The organism is Scytonema sp. UIC 10036, assembly GCF_009725235.1.
Genome location: NZ_WJFC01000250.1, coordinates 1 through 18,895 on the forward strand (window position 1 = coordinate 1; position 18,895 = coordinate 18,895).

Here is an 18,895-nt window from a genome sequence, read left to right on the forward strand (position 1 = left end):
TAAAGAAGTAACAAGTAATAAAAAACAACCAACAACCAACAACCAACAACCAACAACCAACAACCAACAACTAACAACTAACAACCAACAACTAACAACTAACAACCAACCATTAAAAAATGAATTTACGACATAATTTGCCCAATTTATCTGTGATTGGTAGCTTAAGTCTTCTTGGAATAGTTACCCAACAACATCCAACTCGTGCTGAAACAGAAATACCTGAAAATATTCCTTTTGAGAAAATTTTAGCTGTCGAGACAAATTTACCTTCTAAGGTATTACCTCCTCCTAGAGCAGTTATATATTCTCGTGAAAAAGCCCAACAGAATAAGCTTCAGACAGCAGAAGCATTCATACCTTGTGGCTTTTCAAACACAAATTTATTATGCTTTAATAAAGAATCCGAGCGACTTGATTCTACCGCTCTAGAGTTTGTAAAAAGCCAGGAAAAATATATCCAAGAAACCAAATCTAAAAGTCTGGCACAATTAATGATTGAAAAAACAAAGGTTTTAGGAAGTAAGAATCGGAAATGGAAAGCTACGCAAAAGAACCAAAAGCCAGCATATTCTTCGTCTCCCTACTCACTACGTCCATATAGAAGCAAGAACTCAAAACAAAAACCATCACGTTCGTACAATCTTACTGATTCTGTAGAACTCTTCTCAGAAACTGCCACGACGCCCAAGTCTCTACAAGCATCATCCAAAATGAATGATTCTACACAAAACTCTTCATCTCAATCTTCTTCTCCTTACTCTTTACGTGCATACGATGTTTCTGATTCTACACAATTACCTACACAGATATCTTCAAAAAAAACTTTCCAGGAGCCTTATTCTTTACGTCCATACAGCACTGATTCTACAGAAGAAGAAGTTTCTGAAAAAATACCTACTGTTTTAGAATTGGTTGAATTTTGGGAACCAGAAGATAATATAACTTCTTCTGCTGCTCCTACTACCACAGCCCAAATAGAAAGAGATAATACCATATTGAAGCCAAAAAAAAACTCAAAGGAACCAGCCGTTTCAACTTCAGCTAAAGATTTATCATTAGAACTGACAGCAAAAGAAGCTCCCAATACAAGTGTTCTTTCCAGCGAACAAACTATTCCCAAACCAATAGATACAGTCAAACGTGAAAATTTGGATAATCAACAAATCGCAGAAGTTGAGATAACTCCTGTGAGTCAACTAGAAGAGCGGCAAAGAGCGCCCGTTGATATCACCACCCCCGTTAGCCAACTGGATGATATTCAACCATCTGACTGGGCTTTTCAAGCACTTCATTCTTTGAGCGATCGCTATGGTATTAATAAAGCCAATCCAAATGGTGGGTTTCCGGGTAACCGAGCATTAACTCGTTATGAATTTGCGAATGCACTGCAAACAACAATTGAGCAAATCAACGAGCTTGTAGCACAAGGAAACACCCCCGTTATTTCCCGTGATGATATAGCTATCTTAGAACGGCTTCAGGAAGAGTTCGCGGCTGAGTTAACGAGGTTACAAGGACGTGTAGACACACTAGAAGTTCGTACTTCGCAATTGCAAGCAAACCAGTTTTCCACAACAACTAAGTTAACAGGTCAAGTCATCTTTGGTGTGACGGGAGGTAGTTTTAGTGGCGATCGCATCGTTGACGTGACAGGTAGAGAGATTACCACAAAACAACCCAATCCAACCTTCGTTTATCGAGCGGCTTTAGACTTTAACACGAGTTTCAGTGGTTCCGATTTGTTGAAAATTCGATTAGATGCAGGAAGCGATGGTGCAGATGACAACGCTGCAGGATTTCTTGAACCCAGTCTTGGTAGCGTCTTAGATTTTGCTGCAAAACCGCCAGTAGAACAATTTGGTATTTCCCGCCTCTTTTATACCTTCTCTCCCCTCCGAAATGTAACTCTTTCCCTCGGTCCTAAGATAGTTCTTAGCGACTATATAGACACAAATCGCTACGCCAACCTCAGCTTTTTAGATTTTTCCACTCAAGCATTTGTTAACAACTATCTTCTGTTTCCAGTTCAAGGCTTAGGTGCAGGTGCTGTGATTAGTTGGAACCCTGGCGACGGTCCATTTACAGCACGAGCAGGTTATGTAGCAGCTGCTGCTAATGAACCAACTTCAAGAGATTCGACTTCCTTTGTTCCCGGCATTTTTCCAATAGGATACACTCTTTACCCCAATGGAGGTAGTACTGGAGGACTGTTTGGCGATCCCCATCAAGGGATAGCTGAACTCGAATATGCACCCTCTAAAAACTTTGCATTTCGTTTCCAGTATGCTTTTGGTAATATTTTAGGTGGAGAATTTAATGTCTTTGGAGCCAATTTTGAATTAGCTTTTTCAGATCGATTTGGTGTCTTTGGACGCTACGGTCATGCTAGTTATAAAGACACAACCTTTGGCGACATCAACCCCAGTTATTGGATGCTAGGTCTTGCTTTTCCTGACCTATTTGTGCGGGGTGCGAAAGCAGGTATTGCTGTTGGTCAGCCTTTCATGTCTCGTGATGTTGGCAATGCCACTCAGACTAATTTTGAAGCTTTTTACAACTATCCTATTAGCAACAATATTCAAATTACCCCAGTCGTACAGGTTATTACAAACCCAGGCAATCAGGAAAGTAATGGTACTGTTTTTACAGGTACACTCCGCACAGTGTTTTCTTTCTAAGGTTAGTAGTTAGTGGTTGGTGGTTAGTTGTTAGTTGTTAGTGGTTGGTGGTTGGTGAATGAAAATGACAAATGACAAATTATGCTTGAACACAATCTTGAAGAAATTGACAAAAACTTGATTGAGTTATTAGGTCAAAGAATGAATATTTTGGCTCAATTAGAGTCGATTCCTTTAGAAGAGCAGTCTTCTAATTTAACATCCTTGCTCAAACAAGCTCATGTTCCAGAAGCTATTTGGAAAAACTTGATTATAAATTGTGCTGCAGCAAACAAAACGTCTTATCCTCAAGACAAAATCGAGCCACGACGGGTAACTCTTGTTGGTGGACGGGGTAAGATGGGTCGCTTTTTTATGCAGAGATTATCTGCTGCAGGTCATTACACAACTGTTCTCGAACAAAGTGATTGGGAACAAGCAAACCAACTTCTTAAGGATGCAGATTTAGTGTTAATTTGCGTTCCTCTGGAGTTTACACTAGACATAGTCGGTAAAGTTGCTCAATACCTTCCTCCAACAACTGCTTTAGCTGATATTGCTAGTGTGAAAGCTCCAATCGTACAAGCAATGCTCGAGCACCACAAGGGACCTGTTATGGGTTTGCATCCTATGTTTGGTCCGGGTGTGCTATCGTTTTTATCTCAAAATGTTGTGTTTTGTCCGGGTCGTAAAAATGAAGCGTTTCAATGGCTATTGGATATGATTGAAAACGATGGTGGTAACCTCATCGCCTGTGAACCGCAGGAACACGACAAAATCATGGTCGCTATTCAGGCAATCCGCAACTTTACAACCTTGAGTCTCGGTGTTTTCTTAACTGAAGAAAAGATTGATATCCGCCGCAGTCTTGATTTCTCTAGTCCGACTTTCCGTTTAGAAATTGGTTTAGTTAGCCGCTTGTTGACTCAATCTGCATCTATGATAGTAGATATTATCCTTGCAACATCAGAACGACAGCAAGCCATTGAGAGATTGTCAGCAACTTACAGTGAGTTAGCGCAGTTGGTAGTTCGTGGCGATCGCGATGCTTTAATTCATAAGTTTCAAACCGCCTGCGATTATTTTGCCGGAGAAATTGACAGAAGTGTAGAAGAAAGTCAACATGCTCTCGAAGCACTCAGTGTACTAGTAGCTGCCAAGGAAGCCCATTCTCCAAAGCAAGCACGCAAGCTAAAAAAAGTATTTACCAGCCAATCCGCGTTCTAAAAATTAAGTATTATATGAAACACAATTCACTCAAAATTTATTTAACTGTTGCAAGCAGTAGTATAATTTTAATCACAACCCCAGTGTATGCTGCAAATCCCGCACATATCCAGCAACTACTGACAACAAAAAACTGTATTAAATGCGATTTATCGCATGCTAAACTACGAGGGATCGATCTGGAATATGCCAATGTTTCGGATGCAAATTTATCAGGAGCTATTCTGTCAGGAGCTAACCTTCAGTATGGCAACTTTCAAAACGCTAACTTGTCAGGAGCCGATCTGACACAAGCTAACTTGTCAGAAGCTAATTTGTCATCTGCAAATCTTCAGAAAGCTAACCTTTCTCAAGTGAACTTGTCATCTGCAAATCTTCAACGAACGAATCTATCGCAAACCAAACTTTTGCAAGCTAATTTATCGCGAGCTATCTTCTGGCAAGCAAACTTACGACAAGCTAACTTATTCAAAGCTAACTTGTGGCAAGCAAATTTATCAGTTGTAGGTAGCCTCCAGCAAGCCAATTTGACAGGAGCTAAGCTATGGCAAGCCAATTTAAGACAAGCAAATCTACAGGAAGCCAACTTTACACAAGCCGATCTCTCACAAGCGGATTTAACATCAGCACGTATTCAGAAAAGCAAGCTATGGTATGCTAACTTGTCGCAATCCATTCTTGAGGGAGTTGACCTTCAAAATGCAGACCTTGAAAAAACTAACCTCCAGGGAGCAAAGATGCCCAATGGTGAAATGTATGTTTCTTCATCTTCCAGTATACCTATTCTTCACATTCTTCTCAGCACTTTCAGCATTTTTGGGGCTGCGATCTCATTTTGGCGATTGGCAAAAAGTTAGCAAAAGGTTAACCCCCCTTAATCCCCCCTTATAAAGGGGGGAAATTGAATTTCCAGTTTCCTCCCCTTTCTTATAAAGGGGGGAAATTGAATTTCCAGTTTCCTCCCCTTTCTTATAAAGGGGGGAAATTGAATTTCCAGTTTCCTCCCCTTTCCAAGGGGAGGTTAGGAGGGGTAAAAATTTGGTATTGGTTGTTGGTTGTTATTAACTACGAACTATGTACGGGCGCAATGCAAGAGCGCCCCTACGAACCCCTATCCTCTCACCCCTTTTCCTAAAACCTGTGGTACCACAGATTCAAGTTTGTATTCCCACCTGCTACCTAAAAATGAAGTGAGAATTACGCTGGTATTTGTATTGGTTACGATCGCTCCATTGAACATGGGAATTCGTTCTCTCAATTCCTGAGTTCTAGTTTCAGGCGCATAAGCTAAAGCAGTTGTTCCATATCGGTGATTCAAACCACTGATGTGGGAGTACTTTGGCTGTTGTGATTCAGTGGGGAGCGATTGTAATATTTTGTGTTCCAAACGCAATTGAGTCCCGCCTTCCTGTGGTTCTAAAATCCACGTGACAATGGAAGGACGGGACATAAATTTGTCTTGCCAAGTGTAGGAAAGACGGTTTGGCTCATCTAATTCAATCACTTCACAATGAATACTTTCACTGAGACCGGGCAATGTATAGTCTTGAAATTGAAATTTATGCCCCACTCGTGGCTCAAAATCGTTTTCCATTAACCATGCAGCCAAGGTGCTGCGGTTGGTAAGCACTTGCCAAACCTTTTCGGGTGGGTATGGATAGAAAATTTCCTTTTTTAAGTCTCGGAGCATATATTTTCCTCTAGGTAATTGCCAAGGGCGTCTAGTTTTTGTTGCCAGAACTGTTCGTAATCGGCAATCCAGTCAAAAACTTGCCGAAGAGGTTCGGGGTTGAGTCGATACAGACGCTGTCGCCCTGCTTTTCTCATTTGTACTAAGCCAGCATCACAAAGCACTTGCAAGTGTTGAGAAATAGCTGGTAAGCTCATGGCAAAAGGCTCAGCTAATTGTTTCACTGGTTGCTCACCAGTTAGTAACCGATCTAGTATTGCCCGTCGCGTTGGATCTGCGATCGCCGCAAAGACATCGGCACTAGCAGCAGGTCTACTCATGCATTACCCTGTTGCAGTCAAACTCGAAACTACGAGCGTAAAAATATTACTTACTTATTTAAGTAAATTCTTAACTATTTCATGATATATAAGTCTTGACTTAAATGTCAACTCAACCTGTTAGCAGTCAGCAAGATTCACAACACGTTTGGAATACAGCTTATGGTATAAATTTCTTTCTAAACGGTAGTTGAAAAATTTAATGTTTTGATTATCATTTAACCAGTACGGGGTGCGGTAGTATTAATAAGCGTATCAAGCGTGGAATGTCCGTGTAAATAAAACCTAAGGTCAATAGAAGAGCGCTTTACCATGGTTTCAATCTAGAGTTATTTCTGGTATACCATGAGAGCTTGCTCTTATTTATTTTTACATTTAGTAGTATCTACCATTAAAAAACTGAATGCTTCCCTATTTGTCAATCATACCCCAGGAGAGCGATGATGACAGCAGTTGTACGGAAAACAATTTTGCTAGTTGATAGCTATTTTAACAACAGAAGAATTTACCGTCATTACTTACTGCAGGACAATCGACAAATTTACACCATTGCAGAGGCAGAGTTCGGAGAACAAGTTTTAGAGATCTGTCAGCAACAATGCCCTGACTTGATATTAATCAGCTATTTACTAACAGATATGAATGGGCTGGAAGTTTTAGGCCAACTGAAGGCTATCAAGGAGGCAAATAGCCTGCCGATATTGATATTGGTAGATCGGGTAAATGAGAATGTCGCCAGACAGGCAGTTGAAAGTGGCGCGTTTGACTGTTTAATTAAGGAAAATATTACACCGGTGAGCCTTCAGTTAGCTGTGCAAAAAGCGATCGCGCAAACTCACAAACTTCAGCAATTAGAGAAATTACTGCAGCAAACTCAAAACGAGTTAGAAAGACGTAAAACAGCGCGAACTACGGAACTCGAACGAGCAAATCGCCAATTACAAACCGTGTACGAAGAATTACAGGTAGCTGATGAGGAACTGCGTTTGCAGAATGAAGAACTGACTTACAACCGTCAAGTGATTGTAGAGGAACGCCAACGCTACCAGGATTTGTTCGAGTTTGCACCAGATGGGTACTTAGTTACTGATACTCTAGGCATTATTCTGGAGACCAACCAAGCAGCTAGTATACTATTCTCAATCAACAAACAGTATTTAATTGGCAAACCATTAGCTGCCTTTATTGCTCGGGAAGAACGTGAGAGTTTTCGGGAGCGATTGACAAGGATGCAAAACTTGTCTGATTGGGAAGTTAGCATACAGCCACGCAACCGGGCTTCTCTTTCCACAGCAGTTGCTGTAACGAGTATATATAACCTCCAAGGTCAGCCAATTGGTTTTCGATGGCTGTTTCGCGATATGAGTCTTCGCAAGCAGACAGAACAAAAATTGCAGATGGCTCGTGAAGAATTAGAAAAACGTGTAGCAGAACGAACTGTAGAGCTTTCTCAAGCCAATATGTTGCTCCAACAGCAAATTTCCGCTCATCAACTAACAGAAATGGCACTGCGAGAGCGAGAACAGCTACTTCAAGCAATCATTAATAATTCTACAGCAGTGATTTACCTCAAAGATATTCAAGGACGATACTTGCTAGTCAATCGTCAGTACGAAAACCTGTTTCACATCACAAATGACAGAGTGCAAGGAAAAACTGATTTTGAGATTTTACCTGAAGCCATAGCAGAGATTTTTTGGACAAACGACCAACAAGTCCTGACAGCAAATACCCCTTTGACCTTTGATGAGTCAGTTCCCCTGGATGACGGTATCCACACTTACATTTCCAGCAAATTTCCGCTTTTCAAAGAGACTGGAATTTCTTACGCTGTCTGTAGTATGGCAACAGACATTACCGAAAAGAAACGACTTGAAGCGCAGTTTTTGCAAGCTCAGAGGCTGGAAAGCCTTGGTACATTAGCAAGTGGTATTGCCCATGATTTCAACAACATTTTGACCCCCATTCTGACAATTACTCAACTCCTCTCATTTATACTTCCCAATCTTGATGAAGAAAATCGAAAACTGTTGTGTACTGTGGAAGAGAGTACCAAACGAGGTGTCGATTTAGTCAAGCAAATTTTATCGTTTACAAGAGGTTTAGAAGGACAACGCGCTCCTATAGAAATCAACCAAGCATTTGAGGAAATTGAGCAGATTCTCAAAAATACATTTCCAAAATCTATTGAAATTTCTATCGCTCGACCAACACAAAGTCTTTCAATATTGGCAGATGCAACTCAATTCAACCAGGTGTTGCTAAACTTGTGTGTTAACGCTCGTGATGCCATGCCTGATGGTGGAATTCTCAGTTTGGAAGCAAAACACTTATTTGTTGATGAAGAATATGCACGGCAGAATCTGGACACAAAAGTAGGTTTTTATGCCGTCATCTCCGTATCGGATACAGGATGTGGTATTCCAAAAGAGAATTTGGAACGTATTTTTGAACCTTTTTTCACAACTAAAGAAACAGGCAAAGGTACGGGATTGGGACTTTCCACAGTACTTGGCATTATCACAAACCACGATGGTATTCTTCAGGTACACAGTGAGGTGGGAAAAGGTACCAAATTTAAGATTTATTTACCTGCTGTTGACATCCACGTAACACAAGAAACATCTGCCGCCGAAATCCCTACAGGCAACGGCGAATTAATTTTGGTCGTAGATGATGAAATACGCATTTTGGAGATGGTAAAAACCGTACTAGAAAGCTACAACTATAAAGTTTTAAGCGCAAGTAACGGTGTTGAAGCGCTTTCTCTCTACACCACATATCAAGATGAAGTTAGTGTAGTGTTGATGGATGTACAAATGCCATCAATGGGTGGATTGGATACTATTTATAGCTTACAACAAGTCAATCCTTTTATCAAAATTATTGTCAACAGTGGTCTGTTTTCTCAGTCTGAGCTTACAAAAGTTAGTTCTACAGTAAAAGCTTTTTTATCTAAGCCCTACACTGTAGAAGCATTACTCAGCACTATCAAGAATGTCTTAGAGAGTGCTGATAGTTGAAGCAGGCGGCTCTGCCCTTAACGATACCAAATTGTATTCAGGCAGGTGGAGTGCTGCCATTACCACCTTGCCTGAGTAGATATTCCCAAATACGCTGAATCTCAGATTGGAAGGATTGACGGTCAATTGCGGCAAGCTGTCTGTCTTGTGCTGCTTGCGCTCGGTCTTGCTCTGCTTGTATGGCTAAGATATCTACTCGGTTGGTTACAGCGTTGACGTTCTCGGTTAACTGCTGGATGTTGGCAACCAGAACATCAATGGTGTTGCTTTGAGCGTTGATGTTAGCACTTATAGCAGCAATGGTGTCATTTTGGGCTAACACTGTTTCGCCAACGTTGGCAAACAGAGTTTCTAGGCGGCTAAGTCGTTCCTCAATGCTTGGCGGTTGTCCTGCGTTGGTCATTTGTTCTTACCTTTTTCATATTCTGTTATCCATTCAGCTAGCGCCACAGAAACAAGATTGCTAACAGAGCGTTGCTGTTCTAGGGCGATCGCTTGCAGTTTGTCTAATATCTCCTGTGATGCCAAATAAATTGTCAAACGTGGTTTTTTTGTACCCATGAGTGTATCAGTGAGATAGGATCTGGATTAAATTTTCAGCGAAAAAAATTCTTAGGCTTAATAGAACGAGTTTTATTAAAGCAAGTCTCCTTAATCGTTGTAGCAACAACCATAGACTAGTTAGATTTGGCTTTGATTTTTTTGAATGGCTGTGCAATCTTCATGATTGTGAAATTGTAGTACTTAGCAAGGTAAAACTAAGTCCTCATGATGAATTGATGCAAGACTTCATGTCCATAATGCATTGTTTTAGCAGCCAATTATATTTTCTGCGGCGCTATGAAAAAAAAGTAGAGCAGGATTATCAAAATAGTCTTGCCAAACTAGACAAATAGTAATATATTGGACAGACGAGCTTTGGAGGTCGAGCAAAGTTATGGCATTAAAAAAACAGAAAGGGAAACGTATAGAGACAAAAACTCTACGAGCTAAGTTAATTCGGGATGGCATTGATTTAAACGAAACAGTTCAAGTTTACAGAGATGGTGTGGCTTTTTACATTCAAGTGATTAACCAACATCCTGAATATGTGGATCTTGCTCAAGCCCAGATGCGACAGGCTTATGAAGAATTAACTTTAGGTGAAAATGCCAAATATCCCTTTCTGTATCAGGATATGCCACGAGACTTGCGATGGGATGTAATTAGTACGGCTTGCGGTCATTATAAGTCGTGGCGTTCTAACTACAAAAACTGGGAGGTAAGTGAGGCGAAACGGTTAGCTCGTTCTCTCAAAAAGAATAAGAAACACAGTCCTCACAAACCACCACTACTACCCACAGAAGTGTTTGATAGTCCAACCTATTACAAATACAGTATGTTTAAGGATGACACTGGCAACTCTGTCATTCTGAAAATTAGAAAGAATAACAATTGGGCATGGGTAAGATTTAATTATTCAGCTTATTTGTTTGATGCTGCATGGGGAAAAGGTTGTCCAACCATTATTGTTAAAAAAGATGGTTCTTGTTGGATAAATTGGACTTTAGAAAGATATCATGACGCAACTGGAGGATTAAAAGCATTACAAAACGAGCGAGTCTGCTCGGTTGATATTGATTTAGATGGCGACACAATTTGCATTCTTTCAATTTTAGAACCCGACGTTAACTCAGAAGTACAAGAGGTAGCGAGACACTTCATAAAAGGACACGCTTCTCATGTCAGACGTAGGAAGAGGGCGATAGGGAAGATTGCAAAAAAGATGAATCAAACAGGTATTGTTGGGAAAGGGTTTGGTTGTACTATTTGGTCAAAAATTACTAACCGAGAAAAAAGTGAGGGTTATAGGATTGCATCCCAGATTGCAGAGTTTGCCAACAAGCATCATTGCCGAGTGATAGTGTTTGAACACTTAGGCAATCTACGCCCTCAAAGAGGTAAATATTCTGCTAGGTCAAACCAAAAACGTGCATACTGGTTGAAGTCTAAAATAGTTGATAATACTAGTCATATTGCTAGAACAAAATTCAATATTTTAACTTCCAAAGTTTCACCAAAAAATACTTCAAAGTTTTCTGCTGTTGATAATAGTGCATTAATTAGGACATCAGAGCATCAATTAGCAGACTTGCTAGCCAATAATGAGAGAATATGGCTATCAAGATACAATAACGAGAAGTATACCCCAGGATTGCACGCTATTGCCCAGAACGGATACTGGATTCATTCGGGATTGAACGCCGCTAGAAATATAGGAATGAGGTTCTATCAGCGATCTAAACCCGACGCCAAGTTTGTTATTTCAAAAAGCTTAAGCAGTCATGTTTAAGTTGGCGTACTAGCTATACGCTTTTACGTCAGTCCCATGTGTAGAGGGATGACAATCACCTACCCTTTAAGTAGCTGCTACCATTGCGGTATGCCAATTTTAATAGACGAGTGGTTTTCTAGTAAAACAATGCTCTGGCTACCTGTATAGAGGTGATGCAAAAATGTAAAGAAATGTGGGTTGTCCAATTAATCCCAACTTTCTACTACACATACAAAGTATGTTCTATGTAGCTATTAAATACCACTTTTAAGCTAATTAGCAATTTATGTATGAAAAGTGTTGTCACTTCTCATACACCCTGTCTATATTAGCAAGTGTAGAGAGACAGCGACAACGAACGTAAAACGTCAAGACGGATGCCTTAAACGGTTGCTTGTTCACCTGTTTGGATACGAGGTTTTTTTCGCTCTCCATTTACCCAATTGCGGTTGCCTACAAGAGTGCTTGTTGTCGAGACTGTGAAATAGCTTCCAATAGCTTCTCGATACTCCTCAGTTCTACACATACAGTTTTACATACTATAGTTGTAGATCTTAATGTATGATTTGTGGGTAGAAAAGTTATCTACATGGGTTTTGTCAGAAGATACGAGCAGACTTTAAAGAGGTAAATATCATGCAAAAAGAATATATGGATATTTTAGAAACATTAATTGATAAATTGACATTATCCGCAATCTTAGAAATGTTAGAACGAATATGTCACAAAAAAGCAGAAAATCTGAGAACTCATTGGCACGATGAGACTTCAGCGAAGCTTTGGGAGAAAGCCGCAAAACAGATAGAACAGATAAATGTTGATGTTTGATTAAACAATAAAGCCTGGTCAATAAAAGGTATTGAGTTTTGGGAAGATTCGCAGTACTTACAACGTGCGAATTGTTTGCCTCATCTTTCTTCTTTAGACGAAGGTCGAAACGCCGCCCATTATCATAGCTTGAAGAAAATTATTTTCTACTTAAACTAGACTAACGTCAGTTTGAGGCGTAGAGGTCAGAAGTGGGTTCTCCTTCTTTGACACTCTTGAGATAAAAACCAGTTTGGGCTCGGTTTTTCAGGTCGAATGTATTGCCACTGTGAACTTTCCAAATCTTATAGTTGGAGAACGTCAGGGGAACTTCGGGTTCACAAACTTCAGGATCGTGCTCAGCCAATATAAACTTAGCCGAACCGTCGCCCATAACCCGCTCAACACCAATTTTGTTCACAACCACTGAGGTGTCTTCATCAATGCCTATGCCTAAAGCAATAGAAGAGACTCCATCCCTAATCTGTCGCGCCACAAAGGTCATCAAGCGACCCATCCTGTTACGTTGGTCAAAGTGCGTGTCAACAATGCCCCCGCGATATTTTAAAATTTGTCGCAGTTGAGCGTCTGAAAGATTACCCATACCTTCCCCTGTCACAACTCGCACCCGCTCTTTGACTAAACCAATATTGCGTGCGATCGCTTCAGCAGTTAATCCGTAATCTCCCGTAACCATCGTCACTTTGATTCCGGCTTTATGGCAACAAGCGATGGCAGTGATAATACGCACAATCCGAGCAACTTGTATTTCCAAAGTGCTGGGTTCTCGCTTCACCATTGTAGTCAGGTGTGCTACCTGCCCAAACTCTGTCTGAGCACCAGTTGCATAAACTACAGCTATTGCTCGCCCCGAAGAGACAGTGGAGCCTGCCAAGACTAAATTAGCAATTTCAGCAGGATTCACCCGTTCCTGCAACGGTTGTTCTCCAGGATGAAGAAGTGTTTTGCCTCCTCGCAGGGGTACGACTTGACGGGGACGCACCGGGTGGGGATTGCGAGAAACGGGAAGAGATTCCCCCGTAAGTACCGAAACATCCACGTAAAGACTCTCGGCAGAGATGAGGCGAGCATCAGCAGAAATGCGATCGCCCTCTTCTAATTGCATGACATCGCCGCGTACTAACTCTCGCGCTGGGATCTGCTTTAATTCTCCATCTCGATCAACTCGAACTTTAACAGGCAGCACTTTTTTTAAGGCTGCTAGAGCTCGTTCTGCCTGGTATTCTTGTGAAAAGCTAAAAACCGCATTAATCCAAATAACCGCCCAAATTGCCCAACCCAGTTCTGGAGTATGGGACACAAACGCTAAAATTCCCGCAATCCATAACAACAGCGCCATAAAGTGAGTCAGTTGATCTGTAAAACGGAGCCAAATTGGACGATGAGCAGTTTCCGGGAGTTCGTTCGCACCATAACGCTCGAACCTTTGTGCTGCTTCGTATTCGGTTAAACCGTTAGCAGTGGTTTCTAGCGACTCACAAACACTTTCTATGGATAATGCCCAAACTGGTTGATGCAACGTCATTCTATTCCCTTGCTCTTTGCTTTTTTGTGGTTCATTTGAATAAGTAATCTTTGGACGGAAAGGGAGTATGCCATCAAGCGATCGCACTTTAGTTGGATTAACTTGGTATGTATTAATTCTCTAAAGTTTTAACCCACCTTGACAGGGCTAGTAGGGCTAAAACCCACCCTACAGTAATTCCAAATATTTCTTGTATCCTCTAATACTTAAAAAATGTTTGAGTTAAGCTTAATTATTTTGCTCATAGTACCATACATCACAAACTCTCTGATTTTCAGATTACTGACATAATGTGAGGATTTTGTGAGGTCAGATTTGTCTATTAATTTAAGTTATTTTTGAAAAAAATTAATAATATTTCTTACCACTTATTTGACTTTTTTTGCTACAGTTAACTTGAATTAGTAGTAGGTATCCTATTACTAGTGGTAGATACCCTTTTAGAAGCCCGATTCCGGGCTTTTTTATTATTCAAAATAGTATTGATGCACAGTATTATCGCTAGATATTTTTGTTGCAGATGGCTTAGATAGTCATAATACCAACTAAACTGAGTTTTGAATAATTCTAACCGTAAAGATTGAATGAAATATTTGACACATAAAGATTCAGGACTTATTCCTAAATATATTGCACTATCATGACGTAAAGGATGTAACTTCAGTCTCGTGGTTGTGTAGCGACAGAGGTTTCTCAACCAGAATCTGCCCAACCTGTTGATTTCCTCACAACTTTTCCATGTTTTTTGCTCGGAGCAAAATAACTATGATTGTTAATTTTTCATCACAAAATTCTGAGATATTGACTTAATGAGAACGCTTGCTTTTGCACCAAAATCTATCGCTATCGAGTAGATAGCAATTCCCTCTTTCATGAGGTACGCCAAAAAAATCATTAACCGCAACCTGTCACAGATGGAAGTAGATAAATTTGTAACTCAGCAGACTAGGAAACGCTATAGCCACGAACTGCCATAGTATCTGTTTATCAGCAATCGTCACCAACTTCCTACACCAGAACGGATAAAAAGTTTTTTCTTCCCTTCTCTATCTACCCTCTGCTACTTGTATTTTCCAAGCTAGCAAACATGAAGTTATGACAACTAAAAAAGCAAGGAACCTTCTGCCTTCTGCCTTTGTGCCTCTGCCTTCTTTAACGCAATCAATTACGGGTAATGAAAGGGAGATACCAGCGAATATATTGTCCATAGTCCTACACCCTATTTCAGACACAGCTTGAATAGGTTCTCGAGAGCACAAAACCCACATTTTAAGATTAGCTGACAAATTTGGGGAAATTGTGAGGTCACCCAAAATAACTGACTGCTCTATAAAAAACTTAAAAAAGCTTGAGCCATCTACGTTATATTATGTAATGATATTTCTCTCAAACTATTTTACTCGCCTCTCTGGCCCTTCCTCTTCTCCTCTCTGACCTCTGCCTTTTTGCTTGGAACATTCCAGGCATCTATTTAGCTTGGCTGACTTAAGTGTTAAGCTTAGATTTTCACAAATTTCTTAACTAATTCGCTAAATAATGAACCCAGTGATATTGGCAAGGTTGCAAAACTTATGTCGAGATGAAGCGGCATTTCAAATGCTCAAGCCGATTCTGGCAGAAGAACTTCAATCACAAACCTATCTATGGAGTTAGTTAAAATGACTTCTGACCTACGTGTTCTCATTGTTGAGGATTCAGAAGATGATACTTTCTTGGTCTTAAGAGAACTGCGTCGGGGTGGCTATAACCCGAACTATGTTCGCGTAGATACTCCGGATGCAATGCACGCAGCTCTCGATCGCCAATCGTGGGACATCGCGATCGCTGATTATAGTATGCCTGCTTTTAGTGCTCCAGAAGCTCTTAAACTTCTCCAGAGGCGGAAGCTAGATTTACCATTTATTATTGTCTCCGATACAAATGGAGAGGATATTGCCGTTGCTGCAATGAAAGCAGGAGCGCACGACTACTTAATGAAAGGTAATCTGACTCGCTTAGTACCCGCAGTAGAGCGAGAGTTACGGGAGGCTCTTGACCGACACAAACGGCAGAGCGCAGAACGTGCTTTACAGGAAAGTGAACAGCGATTTCGTCAATTAGCAGATAACATCAGTGAGATGGTCTTTTGGATGTCAGATCCCACAGAGAGAAAGCTGCTCTACGTAAGTCGATCTTACGAAAATATTTGGGGACGCTCTTGCGATCGCTTGTATGCTAACTTTATGGAATGGATAGAGGCGATTCATCCAATGGATCGGCAACGCGTGCAGGCAGTCTTTTTCGAGCAGTCGCTATTGGGTACTTATGATGAGGAGTATCGTATCATCCGTCCCGATGGGTCATTGCGATGGATAAGAGACAGGGGTTTTCCCATTAGAGACAAATCCGATGAACCTTATCGAGTTGTTGGCATTGCAGAGGATATTAGCGATCGCAAGCAAGCAGAACAACAGATCCGCGAACAAGCTGCATTATTAAATGTTACCACTGATGCAATTTTTGTTCAAGATTTGGAGTACCACTTCTTATTTTGGAATAAAGGTGCTGAACGTTTGTATGGATGGGAAGCATCAGAAGCCCTCGGTAAGAGCGCTGCCGAACTTCTATACGAATCTGAGGAAACTTTGCCACAATTTGAAGCAATACGGACAACACTAGTTAAAGAGGGACAGTGGCAAGGTGAATTGCAGCAAGTCACAAAAGACCGCAAAAATATTGTCGTCGAAAGTCGTTGGACACTAGTACTTGATGAAGTTGACAGCCCCAAATGTATTCTAACTGTCAGTACTGATATCACTGAGAAAAAACAACTTGAAGCACAGTTTTTACGAACTCAAAGGTTAGAAAGCTTGGGTACTCTCGCCAGCGGGATTGCTCATGACTTCAATAATGTCCTTACTCCCATTTTGGCAGTTGCTCAATTACTGTCTCTCAAATTTACCCACGTTGATGAGAACACTCAGCAATTATTGAGAATGTTAGAAGACAGTAGTAAGCGTGGTGCGGATCTAGTCAAGCAAATTTTATCGTTTAGTCGTGGGGCAGAAGGGAATTACACCGTTGTGCAGATGCGGCACTTACTTTTAGATGTCACCCAGGTTGCTCAAAGAACTTTCCCAAAATCTATAGAAACTCAAACTCATATAGCTTCAGATCTTTGGACTGTTTTTGCCGATGCGACTCAACTGCATCAGGTGTTGATAAACCTTTGTGTCAATGCTCGTGATGCTATGCCTAACGGCGGTACCCTCAATATTAGCGCTGAAAACCTTTGGATTGACGAAAACTATGCTCGAATGTATGTAGATGCGAAAGAAGGTTCTTACGTTGTTATTACTATTGCTGATACCGGAACGGGTATTCGACCCGAAATTATAAACCGCATTTTCGATCCTTTTTTTACTACCAAAGAGTTGGGCGAAGGAACTGGACTAGGACTTTCCACTGCCATGGGTATTATTAAAAGACACGGTGGTTTTGCTTTTGTGTACAGCCAGGTAGGAAAGGGAAGCCGTTTTAAGGTTTATTTGCCAAGTAGCCAAGTGACTGAAACTCCAGCAGCAATGGATGCAGAGTTACCTCACGGTGATGGCGAATTGATTTTAGTAGTGGATGACGAAGCCACAATTTGCGAGATTGCTAAAACGACTTTAGAGAGCCATAATTACAGTGTTTTAACCGCCCGTGATGGAATTGAGACACTTGCACTCTACGCTCAGCACAAGAGTAAAATTAGTGCGGTGTTAATAGACCTGATGATGCCCGGTATGGACGGTTATACCACAATTCTGACACTGCAACGGATGAATCCACAGGTACGGATTATTGCAACAAGCGGGTTGATGAGCAATTGGACGACAGCTCAAAAGAAAAGTCTTGGCATCCACGATTTCTTGCCAAAACCTTTCACAGCCAGGACATTGCTCAATACTTTGCGAAATGTCATACAGCTTACACCATTTTACGAAAAAAATGATACAAATTGATAGTGTAGAGACGCCCCATGGAGCGTCTCTACAGAATTTAATCGTTGTGTTGTTTGCAGTTTTTAACTATCAATGCACTTGATAGTAGCAGTTCTTTTTAGTTGAAAAGCGATATTCCGTTACAAACAGGGTGCGGCTAGCATTGAATTTTTTTGAGAGGACTGATTTGAAAATAGAAATCTGGAACTAGGAATTGGGAATGCGGTAGCCAATCACCAATCGCCAATCGCTTTTGCATAAGTTTTGATGTCCGTAGTTTATGACGAATAATGACCCTCATTGAGGAAACTTTCTTATGACATTGGTTCAACCAGATGGTTGTTTAATTTTGATTGTTGATGATGTGAGACAAAATTTGGAAAGCCTGGGAGCAATGTTAAAGCAAGTTGGTTACACAACGACTTTTGCTTCTAGTGGAAAGCAAGCTTTAGAACGCGTTCACAAAATCATACCCGATCTCATTTTGTTAGACTTAATGATGGCAGAAATGAGTGGATTATCAGTGTGCGAACAACTTAAAGCCGATCCCAAATTAGCAGAAATTCCAGTTATTTTCCTAACAGCAAATCAAGAAAAAGAAAAATTACTTGATGCTTTTGCGAAAGGTGCGGTTGATTACCTCACAAAACCTTTTAATATGTTTGAACTCCTAGCTCGTATCCGGACTCATTTAGAATTGAAATCCAAGCAAGAAGAATTGAAAAAATCTCTTATAGAGCAAGGAAAGTTAGTCAAGCAATTAGAAGAATTAGCCATTACCGATCCGTTAACTGGAATTTGGAATCGACGTTATCTATACAAGCAAGCTGAAATGGAATTTCAACGCGCTCAAAGATATCATCAGGCTTTTTCTATATTAATGATCGATATCGATCGCTTCAAACGAATTAACGACAGTTACGGGCATAATGTGGGAGATGCCGCACTTAAGGCTTTGGTGCCAACGGTTAAAAGTTCTCTGCGAAAAACAGATTCTTTTGGACGATTTGGAGGAGAAGAATTTTTATTATTATTACCAGAAACTTATTTTGATACAGCGCTTGCGATCGCGGAACGAATTAGAAAAAGTGTTGAAAAGTTAATCATTACCGCACAGGAAAAAATGATATCAATTACAGTAAGTATTGGAGTAAGTAGTTATAAATTAGGGGATCCAACTGTTGAGACAATTATTCAACGAGCAGACGCAGCGCTCTATCAAGCTAAAAATCAAGGACGTAATTTAGTGATAGGTGATAGTAAGGTCAATATGAAAATCGGCTAAGAGGATGTTTGAAAAGTTATGATTGATGTATCAAATATTTTTTACCCCACCCTAACCC

General features: G+C 40.6%; 14 protein-coding genes. 8 read left to right on the forward strand and 6 right to left on the reverse strand.

From position 1 onward, the window contains the following. Positions 1-119: 119 nt before the first annotated feature. The 3 genes from F7734_RS54315 to F7734_RS54325 all read left to right on the forward strand — a co-directional run bounded on the left by F7734_RS54315 (position 120) and on the right by F7734_RS54325 (position 4,744). Positions 120-2,681: an iron uptake porin gene (locus tag F7734_RS54315; protein ID WP_243147572.1), complete on the forward strand. Its 2,562-nt coding sequence runs from the start codon at positions 120-122 to the stop codon at positions 2,679-2,681. Positions 2,682-2,762: 81 nt separating this feature from the next. Next, entirely contained in the window at positions 2,763-3,887 is a 1,125-nt protein-coding gene (gene tyrA, locus F7734_RS54320) for a bifunctional chorismate mutase/prephenate dehydrogenase (RefSeq protein ID WP_155752522.1), read from the forward strand. A gap of 14 nt (positions 3,888-3,901) precedes the next feature. After that, on the forward strand, positions 3,902-4,744 hold the full coding sequence (locus F7734_RS54325; protein ID WP_155752523.1) for a pentapeptide repeat-containing protein: 843 nt from the start codon (positions 3,902-3,904) through the stop codon (positions 4,742-4,744). Positions 4,745-4,998: 254 nt separating this feature from the next. On the opposite strand, the gene F7734_RS54330 is transcribed toward F7734_RS54325, so the two are convergent. Together F7734_RS54330 and F7734_RS54335 are read right to left on the reverse strand one after the other, a co-directional pair. Continuing rightward, positions 4,999-5,577, reverse strand: coding sequence for an SRPBCC domain-containing protein (locus tag F7734_RS54330; protein ID WP_155752524.1), 579 nt, complete (start codon positions 5,575-5,577; stop codon positions 4,999-5,001). Then, positions 5,562-5,897 (reverse strand): metalloregulator ArsR/SmtB family transcription factor, encoded by a 336-nt coding sequence (locus F7734_RS54335; protein ID WP_155752525.1) that lies wholly within the window; start codon positions 5,895-5,897, stop codon positions 5,562-5,564. Before F7734_RS54335 ends, F7734_RS54330 begins: the two co-directional genes overlap by 16 nt. Before the next feature lie 440 nt (positions 5,898-6,337). On the opposite strand from F7734_RS54335, the gene F7734_RS54340 reads away from it, so the two are divergent. Then, on the forward strand, positions 6,338-8,920 hold the full coding sequence (locus tag F7734_RS54340; protein WP_243147573.1) for a response regulator: 2,583 nt from the start codon (positions 6,338-6,340) through the stop codon (positions 8,918-8,920). 37 nt (positions 8,921-8,957) lie between these two features. Here F7734_RS54340 and F7734_RS54345 read toward each other — a convergent pair whose 3' ends face one another. Next, positions 8,958-9,323, reverse strand: a complete 366-nt coding sequence (locus F7734_RS54345) for a hypothetical protein (protein WP_155752526.1) — start codon at positions 9,321-9,323, stop codon at positions 8,958-8,960. Then, positions 9,320-9,481, reverse strand: coding sequence for a hypothetical protein (locus F7734_RS54350; RefSeq protein ID WP_155752527.1), 162 nt, complete (start codon positions 9,479-9,481; stop codon positions 9,320-9,322). Before F7734_RS54350 ends, F7734_RS54345 begins: the two co-directional genes overlap by 4 nt. Before the next feature lie 376 nt (positions 9,482-9,857). Here F7734_RS54350 and F7734_RS54355 point away from each other — a divergent pair, with 376 nt between their 5' ends. Then, entirely contained in the window at positions 9,858-11,252 is a 1,395-nt protein-coding gene (locus F7734_RS54355; protein ID WP_155752528.1) for a hypothetical protein, read from the forward strand. Positions 11,253-11,616: 364 nt separating this feature from the next. Here the strand turns inward: F7734_RS54355 and F7734_RS54360 are convergent, their stop codons facing one another. Continuing rightward, on the reverse strand, positions 11,617-11,760 hold the full coding sequence (locus tag F7734_RS54360; protein WP_155752529.1) for a hypothetical protein: 144 nt from the start codon (positions 11,758-11,760) through the stop codon (positions 11,617-11,619). A 110-nt stretch (positions 11,761-11,870) separates the two neighbouring features. On the opposite strand from F7734_RS54360, the gene F7734_RS54365 reads away from it, so the two are divergent. Continuing rightward, positions 11,871-12,062, forward strand: a complete 192-nt coding sequence (locus F7734_RS54365; RefSeq protein WP_155752530.1) for a hypothetical protein — start codon at positions 11,871-11,873, stop codon at positions 12,060-12,062. Positions 12,063-12,228: 166 nt separating this feature from the next. Here the strand turns inward: F7734_RS54365 and F7734_RS64770 are convergent, their stop codons facing one another. Beyond that, positions 12,229-13,587, reverse strand: coding sequence for a cation-transporting P-type ATPase (locus F7734_RS64770; protein ID WP_243147574.1), 1,359 nt, complete (start codon positions 13,585-13,587; stop codon positions 12,229-12,231). 1,658 nt (positions 13,588-15,245) lie between these two features. Here F7734_RS64770 and F7734_RS54375 point away from each other — a divergent pair. Further along, on the forward strand, positions 15,246-17,573 hold the full coding sequence (locus F7734_RS54375; RefSeq protein WP_155752531.1) for a response regulator: 2,328 nt from the start codon (positions 15,246-15,248) through the stop codon (positions 17,571-17,573). A gap of 295 nt (positions 17,574-17,868) precedes the next feature. Continuing rightward, positions 17,869-18,837, forward strand: a complete 969-nt coding sequence (locus tag F7734_RS54380; RefSeq protein WP_155752532.1) for a diguanylate cyclase — start codon at positions 17,869-17,871, stop codon at positions 18,835-18,837. Positions 18,838-18,895 lie beyond the last annotated feature (58 nt).

Bases quoted from the DNA above. Each gene is read 5' to 3' on its own strand.
- F7734_RS54315 (WP_243147572.1), top strand. From the start codon at position 120: ATGAATTTACGACATAATTTGCCCAATTTATCTGTGATTGGTAGCTTA.
- tyrA (WP_155752522.1), top strand. From the start codon at position 2,763: ATGCTTGAACACAATCTTGAAGAAATTGACAAAAACTTGATTGAGTTA.
- F7734_RS54325 (WP_155752523.1), top strand. From the start codon at position 3,902: ATGAAACACAATTCACTCAAAATTTATTTAACTGTTGCAAGCAGTAGT.
- F7734_RS54330 (WP_155752524.1), bottom strand. From the start codon at position 5,577: ATGCTCCGAGACTTAAAAAAGGAAATTTTCTATCCATACCCACCCGAA.
- F7734_RS54335 (WP_155752525.1), bottom strand. From the start codon at position 5,897: ATGAGTAGACCTGCTGCTAGTGCCGATGTCTTTGCGGCGATCGCAGAT.
- F7734_RS54340 (WP_243147573.1), top strand. From the start codon at position 6,338: ATGATGACAGCAGTTGTACGGAAAACAATTTTGCTAGTTGATAGCTAT.
- F7734_RS54345 (WP_155752526.1), bottom strand. From the start codon at position 9,323: ATGACCAACGCAGGACAACCGCCAAGCATTGAGGAACGACTTAGCCGC.
- F7734_RS54350 (WP_155752527.1), bottom strand. From the start codon at position 9,481: ATGGGTACAAAAAAACCACGTTTGACAATTTATTTGGCATCACAGGAG.
- F7734_RS54355 (WP_155752528.1), top strand. From the start codon at position 9,858: ATGGCATTAAAAAAACAGAAAGGGAAACGTATAGAGACAAAAACTCTA.
- F7734_RS54360 (WP_155752529.1), bottom strand. From the start codon at position 11,760: ATGTGTAGAACTGAGGAGTATCGAGAAGCTATTGGAAGCTATTTCACA.
- F7734_RS54365 (WP_155752530.1), top strand. From the start codon at position 11,871: ATGCAAAAAGAATATATGGATATTTTAGAAACATTAATTGATAAATTG.
- F7734_RS64770 (WP_243147574.1), bottom strand. From the start codon at position 13,587: ATGACGTTGCATCAACCAGTTTGGGCATTATCCATAGAAAGTGTTTGT.
- F7734_RS54375 (WP_155752531.1), top strand. From the start codon at position 15,246: ATGACTTCTGACCTACGTGTTCTCATTGTTGAGGATTCAGAAGATGAT.
- F7734_RS54380 (WP_155752532.1), top strand. From the start codon at position 17,869: ATGACATTGGTTCAACCAGATGGTTGTTTAATTTTGATTGTTGATGAT.